Origin of the sequence: Raoultibacter massiliensis (genome assembly GCF_900199545.1) — a bacterium.
Lineage (GTDB): Bacteria > Actinomycetota > Coriobacteriia > Coriobacteriales > Eggerthellaceae > Raoultibacter > Raoultibacter massiliensis.
The window spans coordinates 892,895-914,782 of sequence record NZ_LT962671.1 but is presented as its reverse complement, the minus strand read 5'-3'; the positions used below and the strand labels follow the sequence as shown (position 1 = coordinate 914,782).

Genomic DNA, 21,888 nt, shown 5'->3' with positions numbered 1-21,888 from the left:
CGCCTACGAAATACTTTCGATGTCGTTCGAATCGCTCCAGACGATCGTCACCGTGCGCTGCTTGAGCGATCCGTAAACCGTTTCGCCGTCGAGCGTGGTCATCGCCCGTACGCTTACCGCGCTTGCCGTCGTATTATCGCCCTTGTATGAGGCCGAGCCGTCGACGGATGCAATCTCGTATGTCGTACCGCCGATTTCGATCGTACCCGCTCCATTGAGATACTCGTTCGCCAATGCGACGAGTTCGTTTGCGCGCGATTTCGCAACCTGGATGGCAACCTGGGAGCCGGCATCGAGTTTGCTTCCGCTCTCGGGTTCCGTTCCAATGGCGGTTCCCTCAGGGCTTTCGGAATACACGTACACCGAATACGCTTCGTAACCCGCATCGGACAGCGCCTGGAGCGCCTCGGATTCCGACATGCCCGCAACATCGGGGACCGTATAGGCTTCGGCAACCGTCACCGTTATCTTCTGAGTCGAGATCGCCTTGGATTCCGCTGCCGGATCGACCGAAAGCACGGTTCCTTCCGCCTCGTTCGACTTCTCGGTTGCAATCTCCACGTTCTCGAACCCCTCGGCTGCAAGCGCCGATGCCGCCTCATCCTGCGTCATGCCGACGACGTTCGGCACATAGCGCCCTGCCGCTATGCTCAAAACGATCTCGACGCCCTCTTCCATTCGGCTGCCGGCCATGGGGTCCATCAGGAGAACCCGGCCCTCCTTATCGTCGGATTTCACATCGACGGTCTTCACGGAGAACCCGAGCGATTCGAGCTCGTCGATCGCCTCCTGGCTCTGCATTCCCTCGACGTTGGGTATCGTTTTTCCGCCCCATAGTTCCATGGAGTAGGTGATGGCCGCTGCTGCTGCGCAAACGATCGCAACGGCGACGAGCCCTATGATGACAAGCTTCGCCTTGCCGCCGCGCTTCTTCTCGGCATCGGGAGCCTTGAACTCCTTCTTCGCCGGTGCCGCAGCGCCTTCGACCTTCGGCATTTCCATCGTATCGCCGGTCTTCCAGACGGCCGCGGGCGGCACGTATCCGGGTTCTACGAGAAATTCGTCGATGCCCCTCGTATCCTGTATGCGTTTGGTCTCCGCATCGCCGTCCGGATCGTAGGCATACGGGCCCCAATCGCCGTACTCGGGCTCCTCGTCGTCGATAGGGTCGAAATCGAACCCGTCGTCACCCGTCTGATCGAGGATATCGCCGCTCGGATCCTCCTCGTCGGCGTTTATCCCCGGTATCTTGATGTCGGGGATCTTGGAGGTGTCGAGATCGCCTCGCGGCGCTTCTGCGCCCGCACTGCGATCAACCGACAAGCCGGCGATCTTTCCGCTATCGGTAAGCGGCGACCCGCATTCGCTGCAGAACTTGGCCCCTGGTATGTTTTCAAAGCTGCATTTCGGACAATTCATGCATCGGCTCCCTTTTCAATTTACTCGGATGTATTGTAGCCGAAACGCGTACGCTTGCGTATACGGGAAACCAGCATTTGGCCTGCGGCTAGAAAAACGCCACGATTAAGCGACCGGCAAGTCCCGGCCACGCCTTGCCGAAGAAGGAACCTCTCATGCCAGCGAATACGAGAACAGGGCCTTCGTCTGCCCTACGACCTGATCGACATCCCAGGTTTTCGCCGACCGTTCCGCCGAATACGGATCGTTGACGTTCAGCGTTCCGTCGTCGTTGATCGAAGTGATGACGAGGTAGTGGCCGCCTGTCGTGAAATCGCCGGCACCGACGTTGCAGATGACGACTTTCCCATCTTCCAGCTCTCTGCGCAGGACATCGGAGTCCACCGAGATCTCGGCACACGCCAACCCGAGGCTCGCCGCCTCGTTGACGAGAAACGCGTCGTCGGTTCCGTTGTATTCCGTCATGTAGCCGCCGTTTTGCGCGCGGAGCCCCATATCGTAAGGGGTGAGATCCGTCTTTCCCGTCAACCCCATGTACACCATGGAAAGCGAAGTCGGGCAGCAGCCCGTCAGCGCGAACGTCGTCGACGAGTACACGGTGTAGCCCCAGCGCGTATCCCATTGATAGAGGCGCGGCACCGCATTTGCTTGAAGCTCGCCTTCGTACGGAGTCGCCGCATCGGCGGGATAGGATTCGGGAAAGCCCTTGACGAACGCCACGGCTTCAGGTTCCTCGACGGCAAGCTTGAGAAGCTTGTACTGGACCACATCGCCATCGACCGCATAATCGGCGGCGTGGTTCGCGATCCAGGCGACATCCTCGCTTTTTGCCGCAGCGGCTTCAAGCGAGGAGGCCAAGTCGGCATCGAGTCCTTCGGGAAGCGACACCGGCGTCGGCACAGCCCCCTCGCCGGTTTCCTGCTGCTCGCTTTGAACCGGCTCCTCGCCTTCAACCTGTTCGGCCGAACAGCCGCGCACGCAACTCGACGCCCCTACCGCGAGCATGGCCAAAGCGATGATGCAGAGCAGGGCAACGACGACCAGCCGGCGGTTCTGCGCCGCGAATGCAGACGAGACCGCCCCGAACGCCGCTTCGAGGACGCCACCGATGCCGGATCGCCCTGCCTCCATCCGATCGGGCTGCCGCCGAGAGGAAGCCCGCCGCACTCCGCTTGCGCGATCGGGCCTTTCGCCCCCAGTGCGCCTGCCCTCTTCCGACGCGATCCTTCCCTGCCGGGCGGCAAGCCGCTCCCGAGCCCTTCTACGGGCTTCTTCGGCATCGGGAGTCGTCCGGCGATCGTCCATGAAAGGCTATATCCCTTCCCCGTATCCGAAACGCCTGATCTGATTGAGATCGCGCCGCCAGTTCTTCTTGACTTTCACCGTAAGGTCTAAAAACACCTTGCACCCGAGCAGCTGTTCGAGATCTTCGCGCGCTTGGGTTCCCACCTGCTTGATAGCCGCGCCCTTCTTCCCGATGATCATGCCTTTCTGACTGTCGCGCTCCACGTACACAATGGCGAAGATGCGGTACATATCCTTTGCCCGCACGTATTCGAGCTCTTCGGCAACCACGCCGATTGCATGCGGAATCTCCTCGCGAAATTCCCGCAATATCTTCTCCCGTATGAATTCGGCGATTATCACCTCAAGCGATTGATCAGTATCCATATCGGCGGGAAACCATTGGGGGCCTTCGGGCAAGAAGCTTTCCGCCAACCCGACGAAAGCCTCCACGTTCTCACCCGTCTGCGCCGAAACCTCGACGATACCGTCCCAATCCGCCAGACCCTCGGCGGCGAGCTTCTGTTTTTCGATTTCCTCAGGCGTTGCCAGATCGATCTTGGTAATGACGAGTATGCGCTTCGCTTTCGCGCTGCGCATGTGCTCGGCGACCCATTCGTCGCCGGTTCCTATCGGTTTCGATGCATCGACGAGCATCGCGACCACATCAACGTCCTCGAGCGCTTTCAGCGCAGACGTATTGAGTTCCTCGCCGAGGGCATCATGGGGTTTGTGCAATCCGGGCGTATCGACCATGACAAGCTGAAACCCCGGTCGTGTGAGAACGGCCCTGAACCGATGGCGCGTCGTCTGCACCGTATTCGAAGTGATGGCCACCTTCTTGCCGATCACCGCGTTGATGAGCGTGGATTTTCCCGCATTCGGCCTGCCCACCAACGTAACGAATCCCGATCGGAACGGCATCGTCTCATCATGTTGCACAGCATCATCCATGTATTCCTCCTACAAGCCCGCCAAAGCCAAGGCGGGCGGAACGTATACGACTGCGGCCACCGCGACAGCACCGAGAGCGCACACGAGAACCGCTCCCGCTGCGCAGTCTTTCGCGTGCTTGGCCAATTCCGAGTACTCGGGCGAAACGAGATCGACGACCGCCTCGAGCGCCGTGTTCATGCATTCGAACGCGAAGACAAGGCCGATCGCCAAAGCGATGGCGGCCCACCCCCACGCCTCGATCTGCAACACGATTCCGAAGACGAGTGCCAAAAGCGCCACGGCCAAATGGATTTTCATGTTGCGCTGCGTTTTGAACGCATGGGCGATCCCGCAGGTTGCGCACGCAAAGGCATTGGCGAGAGAAAATCGCTCGCCTTGACGTTTGTCCTTCGCATTCCGAACGAATCGGTTGCGCATCCGCCCCACGATCCTCTGTCGCTTCCCTTTATCCTACCGTATATTCTACTGCGCCGCCGACGCGCCCGCCGTGCTGACGGCGGCTCGGCGCTCGGTCCATGCTTCGAGAATCTCCGATTCAAGGCTTTCCATGCGCTCCGCCTCGTCGTCTTCGATGTGATCGCAACCGCACAAATGAAGCAGCCCGTGAACGAGCAGCAGGCTTATCTCCTCTTCGAAAGTCGTGCCGAACTCCGCCGTCTGACGGATGGCGACGTCGGGCGCGATGATGACATCGCCGAGCGTGAGCATAGCCTCCTCCACGCCGAACATGGCGGAAAGGTCTTCGTCGGGCCCATCGCATTCGAACGAGAGAACGTCGGTCGGACCCTCTTTGCCCCGATACTTCTTGTTGAGATCGGCGATGGCCTCGTCGGTCACGAAGCTGATGGATACCTCGGTATTGAACGGCTTGCCTTCGTGGTTGAGCACGAATATCGCAAGCCCTTCGATGGGCAGCGCTTCGAGTTCTTCCTTGCGATGCTGGTAATCGATTTGTATATCCATGGTTATCGCTTCCTTTCAGCGGAGTCGTACGCGGCGACGATAGCGGCGACCAAGGAATGCCGCACGACATCTTTGCCGGTAAAATCGCAAAACGCAATGTCAGACAAGCCCTCGAGAATGCTCCGTACGTTTTTGAGTCCCGAGATGCCGCGCGGCAGATCGAGCTGCGTCACATCGCCTGTCACGACCATCTTCGAGCCGAATCCGAGCCGCGTCAAAAACATCTTCATCTGCTCGGGCGTGGTGTTCTGTGCCTCGTCGAGGATGATGAAGCTATCGTTCAGCGTTCGCCCGCGCATGAACGCAAGCGGGGCTATCTCGATAACGCCGCCTTCGATGAGCTGGTTCGCCTTCTCCATGTCGGTCATGTCGAACAGCGCATCGTAGAGGGGCCTGATGTAAGGATCAACCTTCTCGGTAAGCGTGCCGGGAAGAAATCCGAGGCTCTCGCCCGCTTCCACGACGGGGCGCGTGAGGATGATCCTTCCAACTTCTTTGCGCTTGAGCGCAGCAACCGCCATGGCCATGGCCAGATAGGTCTTGCCCGTTCCCGCAGGCCCGATGCCGAACGTGATCGTATTCTCGCGGATGGCATCGACGTAGCGTTTCTGACCCGCAGTTTTCGGCCGGATCGCACGGCCGCGATACGTGAGCAGAATATCCTCGCGCAGCGCCTGCGGGGCGAACTCCGCAGTATGGAGCAAGTCGATCGCATGGCGAACGTACTCGAGGTTCGGCTCGTTGCCGCTTTCAACCATCTTGATCATATCGGAGAAAAGCGCCGTGAGCGATTGCACTTCGAGCGGATCTCCCGAAAGCTCGATGGCGTTGCCCCTGACGGTGATGCGGGCGCCGAAGGCATCCTGAACGGCATGAAGCAGCTCGTCGGCTTGTCCGACGATGCGGGCCATGCTCACGTTATCGGGGGCGGTTAGGGTGATTTGCGTTTGATCTGTCATGACGTCATTGTACCATGCGACCCTGGAAGGCATTGCGACGTAACCAAACCGACACCGCCTGCGATTGCGCCGTTACCGACCGGCGCAATCACCGAATTCGAGGGAGCGCTATCGGCGCCTGTGACGCAATCCCGCCCTCAGCCGAATGGCGCAAGCGCAGAAGACTCCTATAGCCGCGACACCCAAAACGAGCGCCATGCACGCAGCAGACACATCGCCCGTCGAGGGATCGAGCGACGATTTGAGCACTCCAAGCCGATGGATGTTGCCCTGGCCGGTTTTCGATGCGGGTTTTCCAGTATCGTCCGCACCCCGGTTCCCGTCTGCGCCGCCCCCCGATTCATCACCGGTACCGGGCGTGTCGCCTGGATTCTCCGGCTTTCCCTCTTCTCCCGGTTCCCCGTCTCCATCGTGCCCGGATTCGGTGTAGACGACCGAATAAACCGAGAAGCGATCGGTCTCGAAGGTAACCGTAGCCGGATCGTCATCGAGATCGGGGAGCAGTTTCTCTTCCACCGTGCCATCGTCTCTCACATGGAACCGCAAAACGGAAAACGTGCGGCCCTCGATGATTTCATCCTGAGGAACGTCTACGCTGAATCGCGCAGACAAACCCGCTTGCAGGATGGACGAGATCGGCGTCTCGGTGCCGTCGACGGATTTTATCAGGCTGACATCGACGTGCTGCAGCAACGTGCAGGAATGCTTTTCCAGAGCCTGAGCGACAACGGGAGCGACCTCGGCCGGTATCTCATCGATTCCATCCGCACGGAAGAAGAACTCTATGAGCGATCCCTGCCTCAACGCGGTGCGATCTTCGTCGGTAAGCAGCCGTTCTGCAAAGTCCTCATCCACATCGACGGATACGGCAGGAACACCCGAGTCGCCGGAAACGACCATGTCGACCTTCCCCGGGCTGGGCGGTGCCGCCTCCCCCAAGCGCCACACTGAAGCTGCCTGCCCATCGATGTGCTCTATCGCATAGCGAAGGCTTCCCTCGACGCGGGAGAACCAACTCGATCGCGATGCATCGCCTTTGCAGACGACCACGGGATCATCTTTGGAAATGCCGGCAACCGTCAGTCTAAGCGGTTTGCCGGCTGCTTTCTCCACGAACTCGTCAAGATAGAGCGTCGAGGAAAGCGAGGCCGCATCGAAGCAGGCGAGAAGCTGTATCCTATTGCCCGAGCCGATGATGTCGAGCGTGCTTGCGCATGCCGTCGATACGGGCTCGTCGGCAACAACGAAACCGCCTACCAGGTATTCCAGGGAGCAATCCTCTACGGAAACGGAAATCGAGCTCGAATCCACTGTCGAAACATCCGAATCGTCCGCTTCGCCTCCCGCTATCAGGCTGCAGGAGAACTGCATGCCTTCGTATGCCGCTTTCGTCATTCGGGCAAGGGAGATGTCGGAGTTGCCGACGGTTGCACGGCCCCCCTGCGATGCCCTCCCGCCGCCGTAGATTCCACCGGCGCTTTCGCAATCGGAAAGCGAGAGGAAAACGTCGCCGAGCACGCTCGCATCCGAATCTTGGCCCGAGGCCATGCCTCCCGCGATCGTCGATCCCGCCGCGTAGTATTCGGGGAACTGCTCGTCGACCGGATACGTCGAGGACTCGACGGAAACACGTGCGGACCCCACTCGCGTTTTGCCACCCGAGTACGCCTCGCCGCCGCCGTAGATGTAACCGTACAGGTTGCTGCAATTGCGGATTTCCACGCTCGTCGCCCCATACACGTCGGCAACGCCCGATTTATATGCCGTTCCACCACCGGTAACGCTCATGGCTTCCGTGCCGTCGATAGAGATCGACACCGATCCGGCAGTCGCATGAGCCGTCGGCCCGTCGGCGGATCCCGCCCCGTACACCTCGCGAATGTCTACGTTGTTAAACGCCAAGCCGATCGACCCTGTTACGTCGGCAACCGCCGCGCCCGTCGCTCCCGAAGCAAGCGAAGCGCTTCCACCTCCGCGCAGCGAATACGTACGCCCGACAATATCGGCTTTCACAGAGCCCACATTCGCCGAAGCGTTGTTGGATCCAATGGAAAAAGCATTTCCACCGCCGAAAATGTTCCCGTGGTTCGAAGTCGGCTGGGCAGGAATGCTTACCGTTACAGCGCCGTTGACGTCAGCAGAAGCGTTTCCTTTTGAGGCATAGGCGTATCCGCCTCCATGAACCTGCCCCGCATCGATGTTTCCGGTGATCAGAACCGTTGCATCGCCCGAAACGTCGGCCGAAGAGCTCCCGTCGGAGTAGCCGCCGCCGTATACGCTTGATACCTTCGCTCCCTTTATCGCAATAGTCGTGCTTCCTTCGACGGAAGCGTTTTTGCCGCCGCCGTACACGGTCGAGACGCTCGCACCATCGATCGTGATGCTCGTATCGCCCTCAACAGGTGCGCTCTTGCCGCCTCCGTATACCGTCGACGGAGAGCAGGGGTCGGGAAGGAGCTTTTCGGTGCCGTCCGCATTGTACACGTAGACTTTTCCATCGGCATCTTTCTTTATGCAAATGGCAACGCCGTTCGCATACACCGTCGACCCCTCGACGAGCACGCTTGCAGCAGGCTGGGTTTCTTCGATTTCGACCGGCGTCGCAACGGGGTTGCTTCGAGCGATCTGCTGCTCCGGAGATTCTTGGGGATCCTTCCCTTCGACGGTTTCCCCACACGCCTCGTCACCCGAAGGTGCTGATTCGGCCCCGAGCGATGTTTCGTCGTTTTCGGGTTCTTCCTTATCTGCGGACTCTTTTTGAATTTCGATTTCCACAATGGGTTCCTGCACGGAAATCGCCTGATCCTGTGCGGCGTCGGACCCCTCGGCCAACGCGGGAAAACCCGAAAACGAGAAGACGAGGGAGCAAGCTAAAACGAGCGTTAACGCACATGCTCCCCACGTGCGAAGATGATGCGACATGACTTTCTCTTTTCCTTGATGTGCCCCTACGTAATCGCCGAAACGGCTATGCTGACTATTTTGATAATCATATCGCATGAGCGCGAGGAGCGCTACGTCCATTTTCCCAAGTTTTGGAAAGCGCATACGGGGATTGCACCCGATCAGAAAGCTACGTGCTCCTATGGCAGGATCAGGGACACCAAATCGCCCACAGCGTATTCGTCGGACACGGAAATCTCGAAATAGCTTTCCGTCATGCCCTTGCCGCACGCTTCCACAAGCACCTTTTCCGTCGTGCCCCTCCGTTTGGCATACGCTTCTTCGCGCAAACGGGCGCCCAACTCCGAAAGAAGAGCCGACCTCGTCGCTTTCACCTCAGGCTCAACCTGATCAAGGCGCTCGGCGGCAGGTGTTCCGGCGCGCTTCGAGTAGGGAAAGACGTGGATTTTCGAAAATCGGCACGCCTGCGACACCCTCGTCGTCTCCTCGAAATCCGTCTCGGTTTCACCGGGAAACCCCACGATGATATCGGTGGAAAGCGAGAGCTCGGGAACGGCTTGGTATAGGCGATCGACCAGATCGCAGTACCACTTTGCCGAATAGGGGCGCGCCATCTCGCGCAGCACGCGCGTACTGCCCGATTGCAGCGGCAGATGCAGGTGGCGTGCAATCCTGCCGCCCGACTGCGCGATGAGCTCGATCAGCCGATCGCCGACGTCTTTGGGCTCGATGCTCGAAATCCTGATCCGCGTCGTTTCGGAAGCATCGAGCAAGCGCATGAGCAGCTCGGCGAGATCGGTCGAGCCGTCGCGATACGTGCCGAGGTTTATCCCCGACAGCACGACTTCGTTCACGCCCGAAGAGGCGTAGCGCGCAAACTCGCGGACCACCTCGTCGGCCGGTCGGCTCCACGCCCTCCCTCGCGCCACGTGGACTATGCAGTACGTGCAGGCGTTGTTGCACCCGTCCTGCACCTTGATGCCGACCCGCGTGGGAAAGCCTTCGCCCACCCTCAGCTCTTCAAGTGCCGCATCCGCAGGTTCGCCGCACAAAAGAGGCCGCGAACGCAGATCCCGGGCAAGCGCGGGGATCAGCAGCCCGAGCGCCTCGCCCGACTGAGAGGCCTCGGCTATCTCGCGCTTGCCCACCACGACGACGCGTTCGTCCATCGATTCGAATACCGCAGCGTCGATGGCCGCCGCACATCCCGTCACGACGACAACGGCTCCCGGATGCTCGCGAAGCGCACGGCGCACCGCCTTGCGCGTTTTCTTCTCGGCTTCGCCGGTGACCGTGCAGGTGTTCACCACGACGAAATCCGCTAGATCGGCGTTGCAGCGACCCTCGCCCGCTTCGCGCAGCGTTCCGGATTCGGCCTTCGCATCGCGGCCGACGGGCTGCATTCCAAGCCGCTCGAGGGAAAGGGCAAGGTCGTCGGATTCGACGCGGTTCACCTTGCAACCCAGGTTTACGATCGCATACTTCACGAAAGACCACCGAGCTCGTATATCGCGAGAGCGGGCGCCAGAAGGCCAGCCGTCTCAGTGCGGAGGATCGAGGGGCCCAGACTGACCGTCGAGGCGAACGGGTTCGCATCGCACAGCGCTGATACCTCGCGGCGCGAAAAGCCCCCCTCGGGACCGACCACCACGATCACGCGCGCGTCTTCGGGCAGGACCCTCTGCGCCCCGAGCGCTCCCCGAATCGCAGCTCTGATCGAGCCCGACGAGGCCTCTTCCCAGCAAACGAGCACCGCATGGGCGTTACGCGCGAATTCGCACACGGCCGAAAGCCCCATCGGCTCGCACACATCGGGTACATCGGGTTGCCCCGATTGCATGGCCGCGCTCTTTGCAATCGAGCGCCACCGCTCCGTGCGCGCGACGGCCTTCTTCTCGTCGAGTTTCACGATGGACCGCTCGCATGCCAAGGGCACGAACCCCGCGATGCCGATCTCGGTTCCATGGCGGATGATGCCGTCCATCTTCTCGCCCTTCGCGATTCCCTGCACAAGCACCACAGTCGGACGGAAACGCTCGTCTTCGATCTTCTGCGCGATGCGCACGAGGCATCCGTCGCGATCGAACGAGACGATCTCGCACTCGAAGTAATCTTTAGCCGCATCGATAACTGCAATGTGCTCGCTCGGCGCAAGCCTGAGTGCACGCGCATGCTTCGCATCGTCGTCGGCAAGCCGAAGCGCGAAGACCGCGTCCGTCTCTTGGGCGAGCACCTGGTTTTCGAGGTAGAAATGAGGAAGGGCCATGAACGGACGTCGCCTAATTGAACACGTCGCGCAGCTTTTGGAGCGGAGTGCGCTCCTCGGCCACGTCGTCGCCCATCTCTTCGGCAAGCTTCTCGAGCAGTTCGCGCTGCTTTTTCGTAACCTTCTTGGGAATCACGACATTCACGTGCACGTACATATCGCCGCGGTTCTCGCTCTTGAAACGAGGCATGCCGTATCCGCGAACGCGAACGATCTGTTCGTTTTGGCAACCTTCGGGAATGCGCACCTTTACGATCTCGTCTTCGAAGATGCCGTCGATCTCTATCTCCGCGCCGAGCGTCGCCTGCACGATGGAAATGTTCGCCCGGGCATGGAGGTTGTCGCCTTCGCGTTCGAAGAACTCGTGAGGCTGGATGCGGCATGTGACGATGAGATCGCCCGCCATGGCGCCTTGCATGCCCGCCTCCCCGAATCCGGAAAGCCGCAGCTGCTGGCTATCGCGGATGCCCACGGGCACCTCCACGGTAACGCGCTGCCGGTCGGGCACGCGACCCTGGCCCTCGCACTCAGGGCACGGATTGTCGATCGTCGTTCCGGTTCCCCCGCAGGTTTTGCAGGTCTGCGCCGTTTGCATATCGCCGAGGAAGGTATGTTGCACGGTGACGACGCGGCCGCGGCCGTTGCATTCGGGGCAGGTGACCTCTTTGCCATCGGGTCCGAGGCCCGTTCCCTCGCAATCAGGGCACGGAGCCAGCCTGTCGTACACGATTTCCTTTTTGGCGCCCGCCGCAACCTCCTCAAGCGTCAGCCTGAGACCAACACCCATATCGCGGCCCTCTTTGCGCGTGACGGCATGGTTGCCCGCACCGCCGAAAAACGAGCTGAACAGATCGCCCATGCCGAAGCCGCCGCCGAACAGATCCTCGAAATCGACGTACTGGTACCCGCCTGCGCCTCCCCCGCCCGCTGCACCGGGGATCGTGCCGAACCGATCGTACTGGGCCCGCTTGTTCGGATCGCTCAGCACATCGTAGGCTTCGTTGAGCTCCTTGAAGCGGTCCTCGGCATCGGGGGCTTTGTTGACGTCGGGATGCAACTCCCGCGCCTGTTTGCGGAACGCTTTTTTGATCTCGTCTTCGCTCGCGTTTTTCGAGACGCCGAGCACCTCGTAGAGGTCTTTGGCCATTGCTTCGGATACCTTTCTACAATCTGAAATCAGCTGTCCTGCAGCGCGCTCTGCGCGAGCCTGACCGCTTTGATGACCTTCGAATAATCCATGCGCGTCGGTCCGATGACGGCCACCACGCCCGCAGCCTCGCCGCGCCCGTACTGGGTTGCCACCACCGAAACGCCGGATAGCGCTTCGTCGTTGTTCTCGTGCCCGATGCGCACGAGCGGACCCGCTCCCGCGACGGCGTCGTCGAACACATGGAGCAGCACCGCATCGTCTTCGAGTATCTGCATGATGGGGAGAAGGGATTGCGAGTGGCTGAACTCCGGTTGTTTGAGCAGCGTGCTCACGCCGATGCGATGGGCTCTGCCCGTCTCGCTCTCCTGCAGGCAGTACATGACCTCTTCGAGCACAAGGCGCACGAGCGGATCGTTGAGCGCCTCGGCGGCCTCGAGATCGATTCGGGTTCTCACCTCGCTCAGCGATCGTCCGGCGAACACGTCGTTGAGGAGGTGCTGCACAGACGCCAAATCGTCGGAAGAAACCTCTTCGGGGAAATCGACCGAACGGTTGAGCACCTGTCCGTCTTCGGTGACGAGAACGACGAGCGCTCTGTATGCGTTGAGCGATATGAGCGAAATCTGCCGGATATGCAGCGCCAATACAGAGGGCGCGAGCACGATCGAGAGGCAATCGGTGAGCCGCGTGAGCGTCACCGATGTTCGCTCGATCAGATCGTCGAGCTCGCTTGCGCTGCGCTTGAGCTCCTCGATCGCATCGCTGTAGGGCAGCTCGTCGGTAGCCAGCCCGCTTTCAAGCAGGTCGTCCACGAATGCGCGGTATCCGATATCGGTCGGAATGCGTCCCGCCGACGTATGAGGCTGCACGATGTAGCCCGCATCCTCGAGCACAGAAAGCTCGTTGCGCACCGTGGCGGGGCTCACGCCCAGCTGATAGCGCTCGACAAGCGTGCGCGACCCGACGGGAAGCGCACGGGCGACGTACTCTTCGATGAGAGCGCTGAGAACCCGTTGCCGTCTGTCAGAGAGCACCGCTTGCCTTCCTTCCGTCTATCCCGCCAACGCAAAGCTAACCACGTATTTTAGCAGCCTCGCCCGTTGAGTGCTAATCATTCTTATGATTTCTCGATATCTTGACGCAAGCACCACAGCGAACGGCGCCGCACCGCTTCCCAAACCCCGCTCGGCGCCTTACGGTGCAAGGTCGAATATGCGGCCGTAGAGCTCGTTTCCGCAAAGCCAGCCCATCACAGTCGGGCGGTAACGGCCGCAGAGGCGCTCTGCCAAACCGCTTTCGACAAGCCCGCGAAAAACCGCCAGAGCCTCGGGCAAAAGCAACGCAGCTTCGCGCACCTGCTCTTCGCTTACCCCCTGCACCATCCTCATTTTGAGCATAAGGTCTTCGGCGCACTTCTGCCTTCTATCGAGATCGTCGATCACCTGACCATCCTGAACGCGCATGCGGCGCGCGTCGTTTTGCGTCATGGTCACCGCCGACGTCCCGAACCCGAGATAGGGCTTTCCCGTCCAATACGCCTTGTTGTGGCGGCATTCGAACCCCGCCTTCGCATAGCTTGCCACCTCGTAGCGGCGATATCCCGCCGGGTCGAGCACCCTCAGCGCCGTCTCCATCATAATGGCTTGGTTGTCCTCCACCGGCGCCTCGAGCGCACCGCTCTCGACGAGCAGCTCGAGCGGCGTGTTCTCCTCAACGCTCAAGGGATACACGCTCACGTGCGCAACGCCGGATGCGATGGCCGTCTCCAAATCAGCCGCAAATCCCTCGAAGCCCTGCCCGGGTATCCCGCACATCAAGTCGATGCTCACGTTCTCGAACCGCGTCTGGGCGCACGCTATGGCACGCTTCGCTTCTTCGGCATCGTGCACGCGGCCGAGCCGCGCAAGCAGCTCGTCATCGAAGCTCTGCACGCCGATCGAAAGGCGGTTCACGCCGAGCGCCCATAGATCCTTCACCATGGGCTCGGTCAGGCTTTCGGGATTCGCCTCCATGGTGCATTCCACCTCGGGCGTCAGATGAAGCGAAGTCGAGAGCGTGTAGAGGAGTTTCGAGAGGTTCGCCATGCCGATGTGGCTCGGCGTTCCTCCCCCGATGTAGACCGTCTCGATGCTGCCGAGCTTTCCCTCTCGGGATGCCCGCCTGATCTCAAGCACAAGCTCGTCGATGTATTCGGACACCGCCGGGTTTTCCCTCTCGATAGCCTGCGTTGCGAAATCGCAGTAAGCACACCGTTTTTTACAGAACGGTATATGCAGGTAAAGCGCCTTGTACGGATCATACATGCTGTTTATCTTCTCCTTCGATAGCCCTTCGCAGCTCGTCGAAGACCCGATCGAAATCCGCAAGCGACGAGCACGAGTTGAGCTGCTTGCGGGCGACCGAGGCGTGGGGCAGCCCTGCGAGGTACCACATGGCGTGCTTGCGCATGCGCACGATGTTCTTCTCGCCGCGCCGCTCCAGCAGCGCGGCATGCCGGCGCGCCGTATCCAGCCGCTCCCTGAAATCAGGCGCGGCGGGGCGCTCGGACTTCGCAAGCGCCGCCTTCACGTCGGCGAATATCCACGGGTTCCCTTCGGCGGCGCGCGCGATCATCACGGCATCGCATCCCGTTCTTTCCATGAGCGCCACGGCATCGTCCCCGCAGCGCACATCGCCGTTTCCGATCACGGGAATCGACACGGCGTCCTTCACCTTTGCGATAACGTCCCAATCGGCGCTGCCGCTGTAATACTGCATCGCGTACCTTCCGTGCACGGCAACCGCCGATGCCCCGGCAGCCTGAGCCATCATGGCAAAGGAAACGGCTGATTCCTCGCCAAGCGCATAACCCCTCCTGAACTTGCAGGTAACGGGCACCGAAACGGAATCGACGACGCGCTCGATGATCTCGCGGGCAAGCTCAGGGGTCTCCATGAGCTTGCTGCCGTCGCCCTTCGATACGATTTTTCGGGCAGGACAGCCCATGTTGATATCGAGATACGCCAGGGAGCTTCCCATCTCCCGCTCTATCCATACGGCCTGTTGCGCCATGACTTCCGGCTCGTGGCCGAACAGCTGCACGGCGACTGTCTGCTCGCCTTCCGCCAACTCGAGCAGACGACGCGTCTTCTCGTTCGCATAGGAAAGGCCTTTGGCCGAAACCATCTCGGTGTACGTGAGGTCGGCGCCCTTCTCTCGGCACAGAGTTCTGAACGCCGTATCCGAAACGCCCGCCATGGGAGCGAGCAGCACGCGATGCGCCTCGAAGAACGACGTGAGCGCTGTATTCATGCTCGATACCCGCCCGCTGCCGGCTACCCGCTGTAGACGTCGCCGAGGACGCCCAGGCTTCCGACGACCACGAAACCGAGCACGGCTACCAAAACCACTGCGAGAATCAGAGCGACGAGCGCAATCCCGGAGCAGCCGCCCTGGGGCTTCTGGTTCTTCCGGTCATCGAACGGATCGTCGAGCCAATCGTAATCTTGTTTTTGCTTCCTTGCCATACCATTCGCTTTTCGTATCGTATCGAGCCGACCCCATGCGGGCCGCTTTGCCAGTCTACCCGAAGACGGCCCGTTAGTCGTCCACCTTCAGAATAGCCATAAAAGCCTCTTGCGGAACCTCCACGTTTCCAATACTCTTCATTCGTTTCTTGCCGGCCTTCTGCTTCTCGAGCAGCTTGCGTTTACGCGAGATGTCGCCGCCGTAGCACTTGGCAAGAACGTCTTTCCTCTTGGCCTTCACCGTCTCGCGGGCCAAAACCCTGCCTCCGATAGCCGCCTGGATGGGCACTTCGAACATCTGGCGGGGAATGATCTCCTTGAGTTTTTCGGTGAGTATGCGGCCGCGGTCGTAAGCCTTGTCGCGATGCACGATGAACGAGAGCGCGTCGATCGGCTTCCCCGATAGCAGGATGTCGAGCTTCACGAGCTTCGAAGCCTTGTATCCGTCGAATTCGTAATCGAGGCTCGCATAGCCCTTCGTGTTCGATTTGAGCTTGTCGAAGTAATCCATGATGAGTTCCGACAAAGGTATCTCCCACAGCATCTCGACCGTCGTGGTCGACAGGTAGTTCATCGTAACGAACGTGCCGCGGCGCGCCACCGTCAGATCCATGACCGCGCCCACGTAGTCGGGCGGGATGAGGATCTTCGCCTTGAGGTACGGTTCCTCTATGCGCTCGATCTCGCCGGGATCGGGCATTTCCTGGGGCGAATGGAGCGAAACCATTTCACCTCCCTGCTTGTACACGTGGTATTCGACCGAAGGCGCCGTCGCCAAAAGATCGAGCCCGAATTCGCGCTCGAGGCGCTCTTTGATGACCTCCATGTGGAGCAAACCCAAAAATCCCACGCGAAACCCGAATCCGAGCGCATGGGATTTCTCGGGTTCCCAGATAAGCGCAGGGTCGTTGAGCGAAAGCTTCTCGAGCGCCTCTTTGAGCGGCTCGTACTGATCTCCGTCGATGGGGAAAAGGCCCGTGAAAACCATCGGCTTGACCTCGCGGTATCCAGGGAGCGGATCGCTCACGCCGCCCGACGCCGTCGTGATGGTGTCGCCCACCTTCACATGCGAGACGTCTTTGAGTCCCGTTACAAGGTAGCCCACCTCCCCAACCGAAAGCTGGGGCATGGGGGTTTCCGCCGGCTTGCGCGCGCCCACCTCTTCGACGAGCGCATCGACTCCGGTTGCCATCATGTGAATGCGGTCGCCCTTCTTCATCGAACCGTCCACCACGCGAACGAGCGCAACCACGCCGCGATACGCATCGAAATACGAATCGAAGATGAGCGCCCGCAGGGGAGCCGACGGATCGCCCTCTGGGGAGGGAATGTTGTAGACAACCGATTCAAGCAGGTCATGCACGCCTTGGCCTGTCTTGCCGCTCGCAAGCACCGCATCGTCGGCGGGGATGGCGAGGCCATCTTCGATCTCCTGCCTCACCCGCTCGGGATCGGCGGCGGGCAAATCGATCTTGTTGATAAGGGGGATGATCTCGAGATCGGCGTTCATCGCCATCATTGCGTTGGCGACGGTCTGGGCTTCGACGCCCTGCGTGGCATCGACTACGAGCACCGCGCCCTCGCATGCCGCAAGGGATCTCGACACCTCGTAGGTGAAGTCGACATGACCCGGCGTATCGATCAGGTTGAACTGGTAGAGCTCGCCATCATCGGCACGGTAGTCAACGCGGACGGCCTGGCTTTTGATCGTTATGCCGCGCTCTCGCTCGATGTCCATCGAATCGAGCACCTGTTCCTTCATATCGCGCGATGCGACCGTGCCCGTCAACTCGAGGATGCGGTCCGAAAGCGTCGATTTGCCATGGTCGATATGCGCGATGATCGAAAAATTGCGAATGTACTTCGGGTCTTGGGTCATGTCCTATCTTTCAAATGCTCTGTGCGCCGCACGATGGCCGCTTTCGGCGCGATTATCCGTAGCTTTCCATGATAGCCGAGGATCGCCTCCCCGCAAGGCACCGTTTCGGAAGTGCATCGGTTTTCACGAATCCGCCGAACAGGCGCCTTCGCACCGCAATGCATGCGGGCATGAAAAAGGCCCATGCGGGCCTTTTTCACTTGATATGCGGATGAACCCGAAACAGTTCGAACCTGTTATTCGGCGGCCTCTTCGGAAGCGGCTTCCTCGGCAGCGGCGGCAGCCTCGGCTTCCGCCTTCTTCTTAGCAGCGGCCTTCTGTGCCTTCTCGGTCTCGGCGCGGCGCTTCGCCTTCTCCTTTGCCGCAGCCTCCAAAGCCTTCTTCTTCTCGGCCTTGGCGAGAGATTTCTTCGAGCCGCCCTTGGCCTCGGGCTTCTTCTTCTCAGCAGGCTTGTAGGCGGCGATGTCCTCGGGGGTCACAACGGTTTTGATCAGCAGCATGATACCGCTTTTGCGGTTGGCGGCCTGACGCTTGTGTATGACGCCCTTGGAAGCGGCCTTGTCCATCAAGCGGCATGCAGCGAGAGCGGCAGCATAAGCTTCCGCACCGTTACCGGCGGCAACGGCGTCCTGAACCGCACGCGTTGCGGTTTTCAACTCAGAGCGGACGGCGCGATTGCGCAGACGGGCCTTCTCGTTGGTCTTGATGCGCTTCTTCTGACTTTTAATGTTAGCCATGTAGGTAGTTCCTCCAATGAATCACAAACTAATATCTCACGAAACCAATCGATTTCCTGTATCCAACGATTCGATCGCGTTGCCCTTGCGGGACGCGGTCGCCGACCAGGTCGATTGCTTCGCAAGAAGTCCTCGGAGGACCCTTCGATGCGCCGTCGGGCGCATGAAATTTGCGATGCACGAAAAACAGCGGGATTTTCTGTTTTTCAGACCATACGGCCAACCAGCGAGACGAGATCCATAGCGCAGCCACGTCTGCGGACTCGGCGGTATCGGCTACCGCGCGAACGTATCGCTGAATACACAATGCGATAGAATAGCAAACGTTCTGCTCCTTTGTAAGGGGGATCTTGAGAAATCTTGCAGGCTCCACGCATATCCCATGCGCGGTTTCGCCCGAATCTCCACCATCCTCGCATACCGCTGCCTCGACGAACCGCGCGGCTGCGACGAAAGTCAGCCGAAAATGCCGCGTCGAAACCTCCTGAACGCCGTTAGCGTTTCGTCGTCGCAAGCACCCAATCGAGAAACGCGTCGTCGGGGTCGGCACCGCTTTTCATGGCCTTTTCGGTGTCGCGCGCTGCGATGAGAGCGCGGCGAAGCTCCTCGGCGGTATACGCCCTAGCCCATGCAAGGTGGTTCTTCACCCGCCAATCCGGCATTTTGAGCGTAGCCGCCAAAGTCCGCTCGGTCCCGCGCGCCGCAAGCGAGCGGGCGCATATGAGCTCGCGCAGCCGAGCCGTGCACATGGCGAGAAGAGCATGGGGCGACGTCGATTCCATGCGTTGCAAGCACGAAAGGCACTTCTTCTGGTTTCGGCTCGAAAACGCGTCAACGAACTCCCAGGGCTTCACCTCCGCCGTCCTGCTGACCAATGCCACGATCTCGTGCTCGTTGACCGCATCGTTTCCCCTATGCGCAAGCGCGATCTTTTTCAGCTCGCTATCGAGATGCACGGTGTTTTCGCCTACGAGCTCGATAAGTTGGTTGGCAGCTCCCTCGGTAATGGTTATGCCGTGGCCCACGGCAAGCGAACGCACGGTTTTCGGGAGCTCGTAGCGCTTGAGCGGAGTGCAGTCGATGACGGCGGTTTTGCCGAGCGCGGCAACCGCTTTGTAGAGACGCGTGTTCTTCGCAAGCTTGTCGGCGACGAGCGCGAGCACCGTGGTGGTCGCAGGCGACTTGAGGTACTCGACGAGGGCTTCGGAATCTGCTTTCTTCAGCTTGTCGGCCGCCTGCACGAGCACGAGGCGGGCATCGCTTGCGAACGGCATCGTGTTGCAGGCCGCAACGATATCGGCCCCCGAAGCCCGCTCCCCGTCGAAAGCATCCGAATTGAACGAAAGGTCGCCCAGCTTGGCGATTCTCGCCTTGAGCCGTTTGAGCACGGCCTCGCGTTTGAGTTCGTCCTCCCCGTTTACGAGGTATGCGGGAAGGAGCGCGTCTTTTTTCTCAGTAGTCATGCGATCATTTTAGCGCAGCGTCGCGACCTCGAGGGCATTCGGGGTCATTCTGCACACAACATCCCCCACCTGGTCGGTTCTGTACACGCTGCTTTCCACCCCTTCGAGCGCAGACAGGACCTGGGGTGCCGGATGCCCGTAGCGGTTCCCCTCGCCGACGCTCACCAGCGAGATCGCAGGCGAGAGCACCGATGCCGTCTGTTCGTCGAGCGCCTCCTTCGATCCGTGATGGCCGACCTTGTACAAATCGACCTTTCCGAGCCTGCCGGCGGCTATCATGGCATCGAGCTGCTCGTCTTCCGCATCGCCGCACAGAAGGCCCGTCCACCCCGTTCCATCGTCGTTGAAGCCGCATGTCATGAGCAAGCACAGGCTATCCGAATTGCCGCCATCGTCTGCAAACGCGTCGGGCCACGCCACGGTGAGATCAATTGACCCGACGTGCAGCGCATCGCCCACCGCAAGGCCCGAAACGCGATCGCCGCCAACGAGGGCCGCGGCTGCGGCCCTGAGCTTCGAGCAGGATGCGCAGGTGCAATCGAGCAGATCCTCAGCCACGTACACCGCTCCGACGCCCACCGTTCCATCGAGCGCTGCAAGCGACGAGCAATGATCGTCGTCGGGATGGCTGATCACAACCGCATCGAGAGAATACACCTTGTTTCGGGCGAGAGCCTCCAAAAGCTTCGCGTCCTGGTTGCCGGTATCGACGAGCACGGTTGCTCCCCCGCTTCGCACGACGATGGCATCGCCCTGCCCCACATCCAACATGATGATTTCGGTTTCGCGGTACGTTAGAGCCGGAAACGCCGCCAGGACAAGCGCGAGCACGGCGGCGCTTGCGCCAACCGCTGCGCTCCTGCGCGAGGGCTGCGGCCACTTCGCCCATACAACAGAGGCAGCACCGGCGCTTATCGCAAGGGCGCAGGCAAGCGATACGTCGCAGGGAACGGATGCGAGGGGCGCATCGGCAAGAAGGCCCAGGCCCTCGCAAAACCCCTGAGCCGCAAGCACCAATGCATCGAGCATCCAGCCGAACGCTTCGGGAGCCGCCTCGCACAGAGCCACCACCGCAAGGCCTCCCCCGCAGAACAGCGCGAAAAACGGCATCGCGCAGAGGTTCGCAAGCGGAGCCATCACCGGAAGCTGGGCAAACGTCGACGCGGCGAGCGGCATGGTGAAGATTCCCGATGATGAGGTGAGCGCCATCGATTCGCACAGGACGGAAAAACGACCGCCCGTCGCGGCCAGACACCATGTTCTCGCCAGCCCCCCGAACACAACGATGCCCGCCGTCGCCAGAACCGACAGGGCAAACGAGATCGAGACGGACGCTTCGGCGGAGATGCAGAGCACGCAGCACACGCACAGCGCCAGCGCGCCGATGCCCGACGCTCGACGTCGCGCGTAAAACGAACCCAAGGCAACGGCGGTCATGAAGGCGGCCCTGACACCCGATACAGGCATCGCCGTGCATACGAGGTATCCGACGACGAACAGCACCTGCAAAGGGACGGCTGCCGCCCGAGGGACGCGCATCGCCTTAAGGGCGAGGCCGATAAGCGCAGAGACTATAGACAGATGCGCGCCCGATACCGCAACGACGTGAGCCAAGCCGATCGCCTTCACGTCGCGGTAGAACCCATCGTCATCAAGCGCGCTGCGATCTCCGAGCAGTATCGCCCTGAGAAAGGCCGCACCGCAGCCCTCGTAGCCATCGAACAAGGCGATCGCCCGCTCCCTGAGGGCGACGAGCGAGCCGCGGATGCCGCCCATCTCCACGCGAGCCAGATCGCTCGCCGTTGCCACGGCGACCGCCCCCTGCCTGCGGTAGTATGCCGCCGACGTTTCCGAAAACTCGGAAAAGCGCACGTTCGCCTCGAAGGAACAGCCGTATCGGAGCATCCCGCAATCGGATGGATACCGCAGACTCACTTTCGCCGTCGCCCCACTGGGAAGCCGAAGATCGGCAAAACACGTCGGTCCGAAATCGCCCGACCGCGCATCGGCCGCCATGCTCAGCATATAGGTTCCCGACGGCATCGAAAGCACCGCTTCGCGCTGTTCGTCGAACGTCGTTGCACGCAACAGCCCGCCTGCAACGCCGAGAGAGCATCCGACGACAACCAGCAAGGCGGTTTTGACGCACGCGCGGTCGCGGGCGAACGCAAATGCGGCGAGGGCGCCAGCCGAGCAAACCAGCGCAGCGAAAACCGCACCGCATCGAAAAGTTCCCGCAAGGATGCTCGACGATTCGAATGCCACCGCCGCTGCCGCCCACCATGATACGGCAAGCGGAACCGTCGGGGGAAACGATGGCCGTATCGCCCGCCTATCCGCCGCCCTGCCCCCGCGCGATACGGCTGCACCCTTTGCTTCGAACCCCATCGCCCACCGTTCC

The 21,888-nt window shown here is 60.7% G+C and carries 18 protein-coding genes; all 18 read right to left on the bottom strand.

Translation table 11 applies throughout. The features are described from left to right. Positions 1-3: 3 nt before the first annotated feature. Positions 4-1,419: a PASTA domain-containing protein gene (locus C1719_RS08065; RefSeq protein ID WP_102374633.1), complete on the bottom strand. Its 1,416-nt coding sequence runs from the start codon at positions 1,417-1,419 to the stop codon at positions 4-6. A 153-nt stretch (positions 1,420-1,572) separates the two neighbouring features. Further along, positions 1,573-2,724, bottom strand: a complete 1,152-nt coding sequence (locus C1719_RS08060; RefSeq protein ID WP_102374632.1) for a C39 family peptidase — start codon at positions 2,722-2,724, stop codon at positions 1,573-1,575. 6 nt (positions 2,725-2,730) lie between these two features. Continuing rightward, complete coding sequence (era, locus tag C1719_RS08055) at positions 2,731-3,657, bottom strand: GTPase Era (protein WP_245874433.1); 927 nt, start codon at positions 3,655-3,657, stop codon at positions 2,731-2,733. Between the two features lie 9 nt (positions 3,658-3,666). Further along, positions 3,667-4,077 (bottom strand): diacylglycerol kinase family protein, encoded by a 411-nt coding sequence (locus C1719_RS08050; protein WP_102374631.1) that lies wholly within the window; start codon positions 4,075-4,077, stop codon positions 3,667-3,669. Between the two features lie 45 nt (positions 4,078-4,122). Further along, positions 4,123-4,623: an rRNA maturation RNase YbeY gene (ybeY, locus tag C1719_RS08045; RefSeq protein ID WP_102374630.1), complete on the bottom strand. Its 501-nt coding sequence runs from the start codon at positions 4,621-4,623 to the stop codon at positions 4,123-4,125. 2 nt (positions 4,624-4,625) lie between these two features. Further along, on the bottom strand, positions 4,626-5,582 hold the full coding sequence (locus tag C1719_RS08040; RefSeq protein WP_102374629.1) for a PhoH family protein: 957 nt from the start codon (positions 5,580-5,582) through the stop codon (positions 4,626-4,628). Positions 5,583-5,690: 108 nt separating this feature from the next. Then, positions 5,691-8,504, bottom strand: coding sequence for a hypothetical protein (locus C1719_RS08035; protein ID WP_102374628.1), 2,814 nt, complete (start codon positions 8,502-8,504; stop codon positions 5,691-5,693). Positions 8,505-8,665: 161 nt separating this feature from the next. Continuing rightward, positions 8,666-9,973, bottom strand: coding sequence for a tRNA (N(6)-L-threonylcarbamoyladenosine(37)-C(2))-methylthiotransferase MtaB (mtaB, locus tag C1719_RS08030; RefSeq protein ID WP_102374627.1), 1,308 nt, complete (start codon positions 9,971-9,973; stop codon positions 8,666-8,668). After that, positions 9,970-10,752, bottom strand: coding sequence for an RsmE family RNA methyltransferase (locus C1719_RS08025; protein WP_102374626.1), 783 nt, complete (start codon positions 10,750-10,752; stop codon positions 9,970-9,972). The genes mtaB and C1719_RS08025 overlap by 4 nt, the downstream gene beginning before the upstream one ends. Before the next feature lie 13 nt (positions 10,753-10,765). Continuing rightward, positions 10,766-11,899, bottom strand: a complete 1,134-nt coding sequence (dnaJ, locus tag C1719_RS08020) for a molecular chaperone DnaJ (RefSeq protein WP_102374625.1) — start codon at positions 11,897-11,899, stop codon at positions 10,766-10,768. 29 nt (positions 11,900-11,928) lie between these two features. Further along, the gene (hrcA, locus tag C1719_RS08015) at positions 11,929-12,936 is read right to left on the bottom strand and encodes a heat-inducible transcriptional repressor HrcA (protein WP_102374624.1); all 1,008 of its coding nucleotides are present in this window, start codon (positions 12,934-12,936) and stop codon (positions 11,929-11,931) included. Positions 12,937-13,095: 159 nt separating this feature from the next. Further along, positions 13,096-14,205, bottom strand: a complete 1,110-nt coding sequence (gene hemW, locus C1719_RS08010) for a radical SAM family heme chaperone HemW (protein WP_102374623.1) — start codon at positions 14,203-14,205, stop codon at positions 13,096-13,098. Then, positions 14,198-15,193 carry a tRNA dihydrouridine synthase DusB gene (gene dusB, locus C1719_RS08005; RefSeq protein ID WP_102374622.1) on the bottom strand — a complete coding sequence of 332 codons (996 nt, stop codon included), beginning with the start codon at positions 15,191-15,193 and terminating at the stop codon, positions 14,198-14,200. Before dusB ends, hemW begins: the two co-directional genes overlap by 8 nt. A gap of 23 nt (positions 15,194-15,216) precedes the next feature. Then, complete coding sequence (locus C1719_RS08000) at positions 15,217-15,408, bottom strand: hypothetical protein (RefSeq protein ID WP_102374621.1); 192 nt, start codon at positions 15,406-15,408, stop codon at positions 15,217-15,219. 73 nt (positions 15,409-15,481) lie between these two features. After that, positions 15,482-17,287: a translation elongation factor 4 gene (gene lepA, locus C1719_RS07995; RefSeq protein WP_102374620.1), complete on the bottom strand. Its 1,806-nt coding sequence runs from the start codon at positions 17,285-17,287 to the stop codon at positions 15,482-15,484. 236 nt (positions 17,288-17,523) lie between these two features. Beyond that, the gene (gene rpsT / locus C1719_RS07990; RefSeq protein ID WP_102374619.1) at positions 17,524-18,024 is read right to left on the bottom strand and encodes a 30S ribosomal protein S20; all 501 of its coding nucleotides are present in this window, start codon (positions 18,022-18,024) and stop codon (positions 17,524-17,526) included. A gap of 494 nt (positions 18,025-18,518) precedes the next feature. Next, a complete protein-coding gene (holA, locus tag C1719_RS07980; protein WP_102374617.1) occupies positions 18,519-19,487 on the bottom strand; it encodes a DNA polymerase III subunit delta in 969 nt (322 codons plus the stop codon). 9 nt (positions 19,488-19,496) lie between these two features. Further along, positions 19,497-21,875, bottom strand: a complete 2,379-nt coding sequence (locus C1719_RS07975; RefSeq protein ID WP_102374616.1) for a ComEC/Rec2 family competence protein — start codon at positions 21,873-21,875, stop codon at positions 19,497-19,499. Positions 21,876-21,888 lie beyond the last annotated feature (13 nt).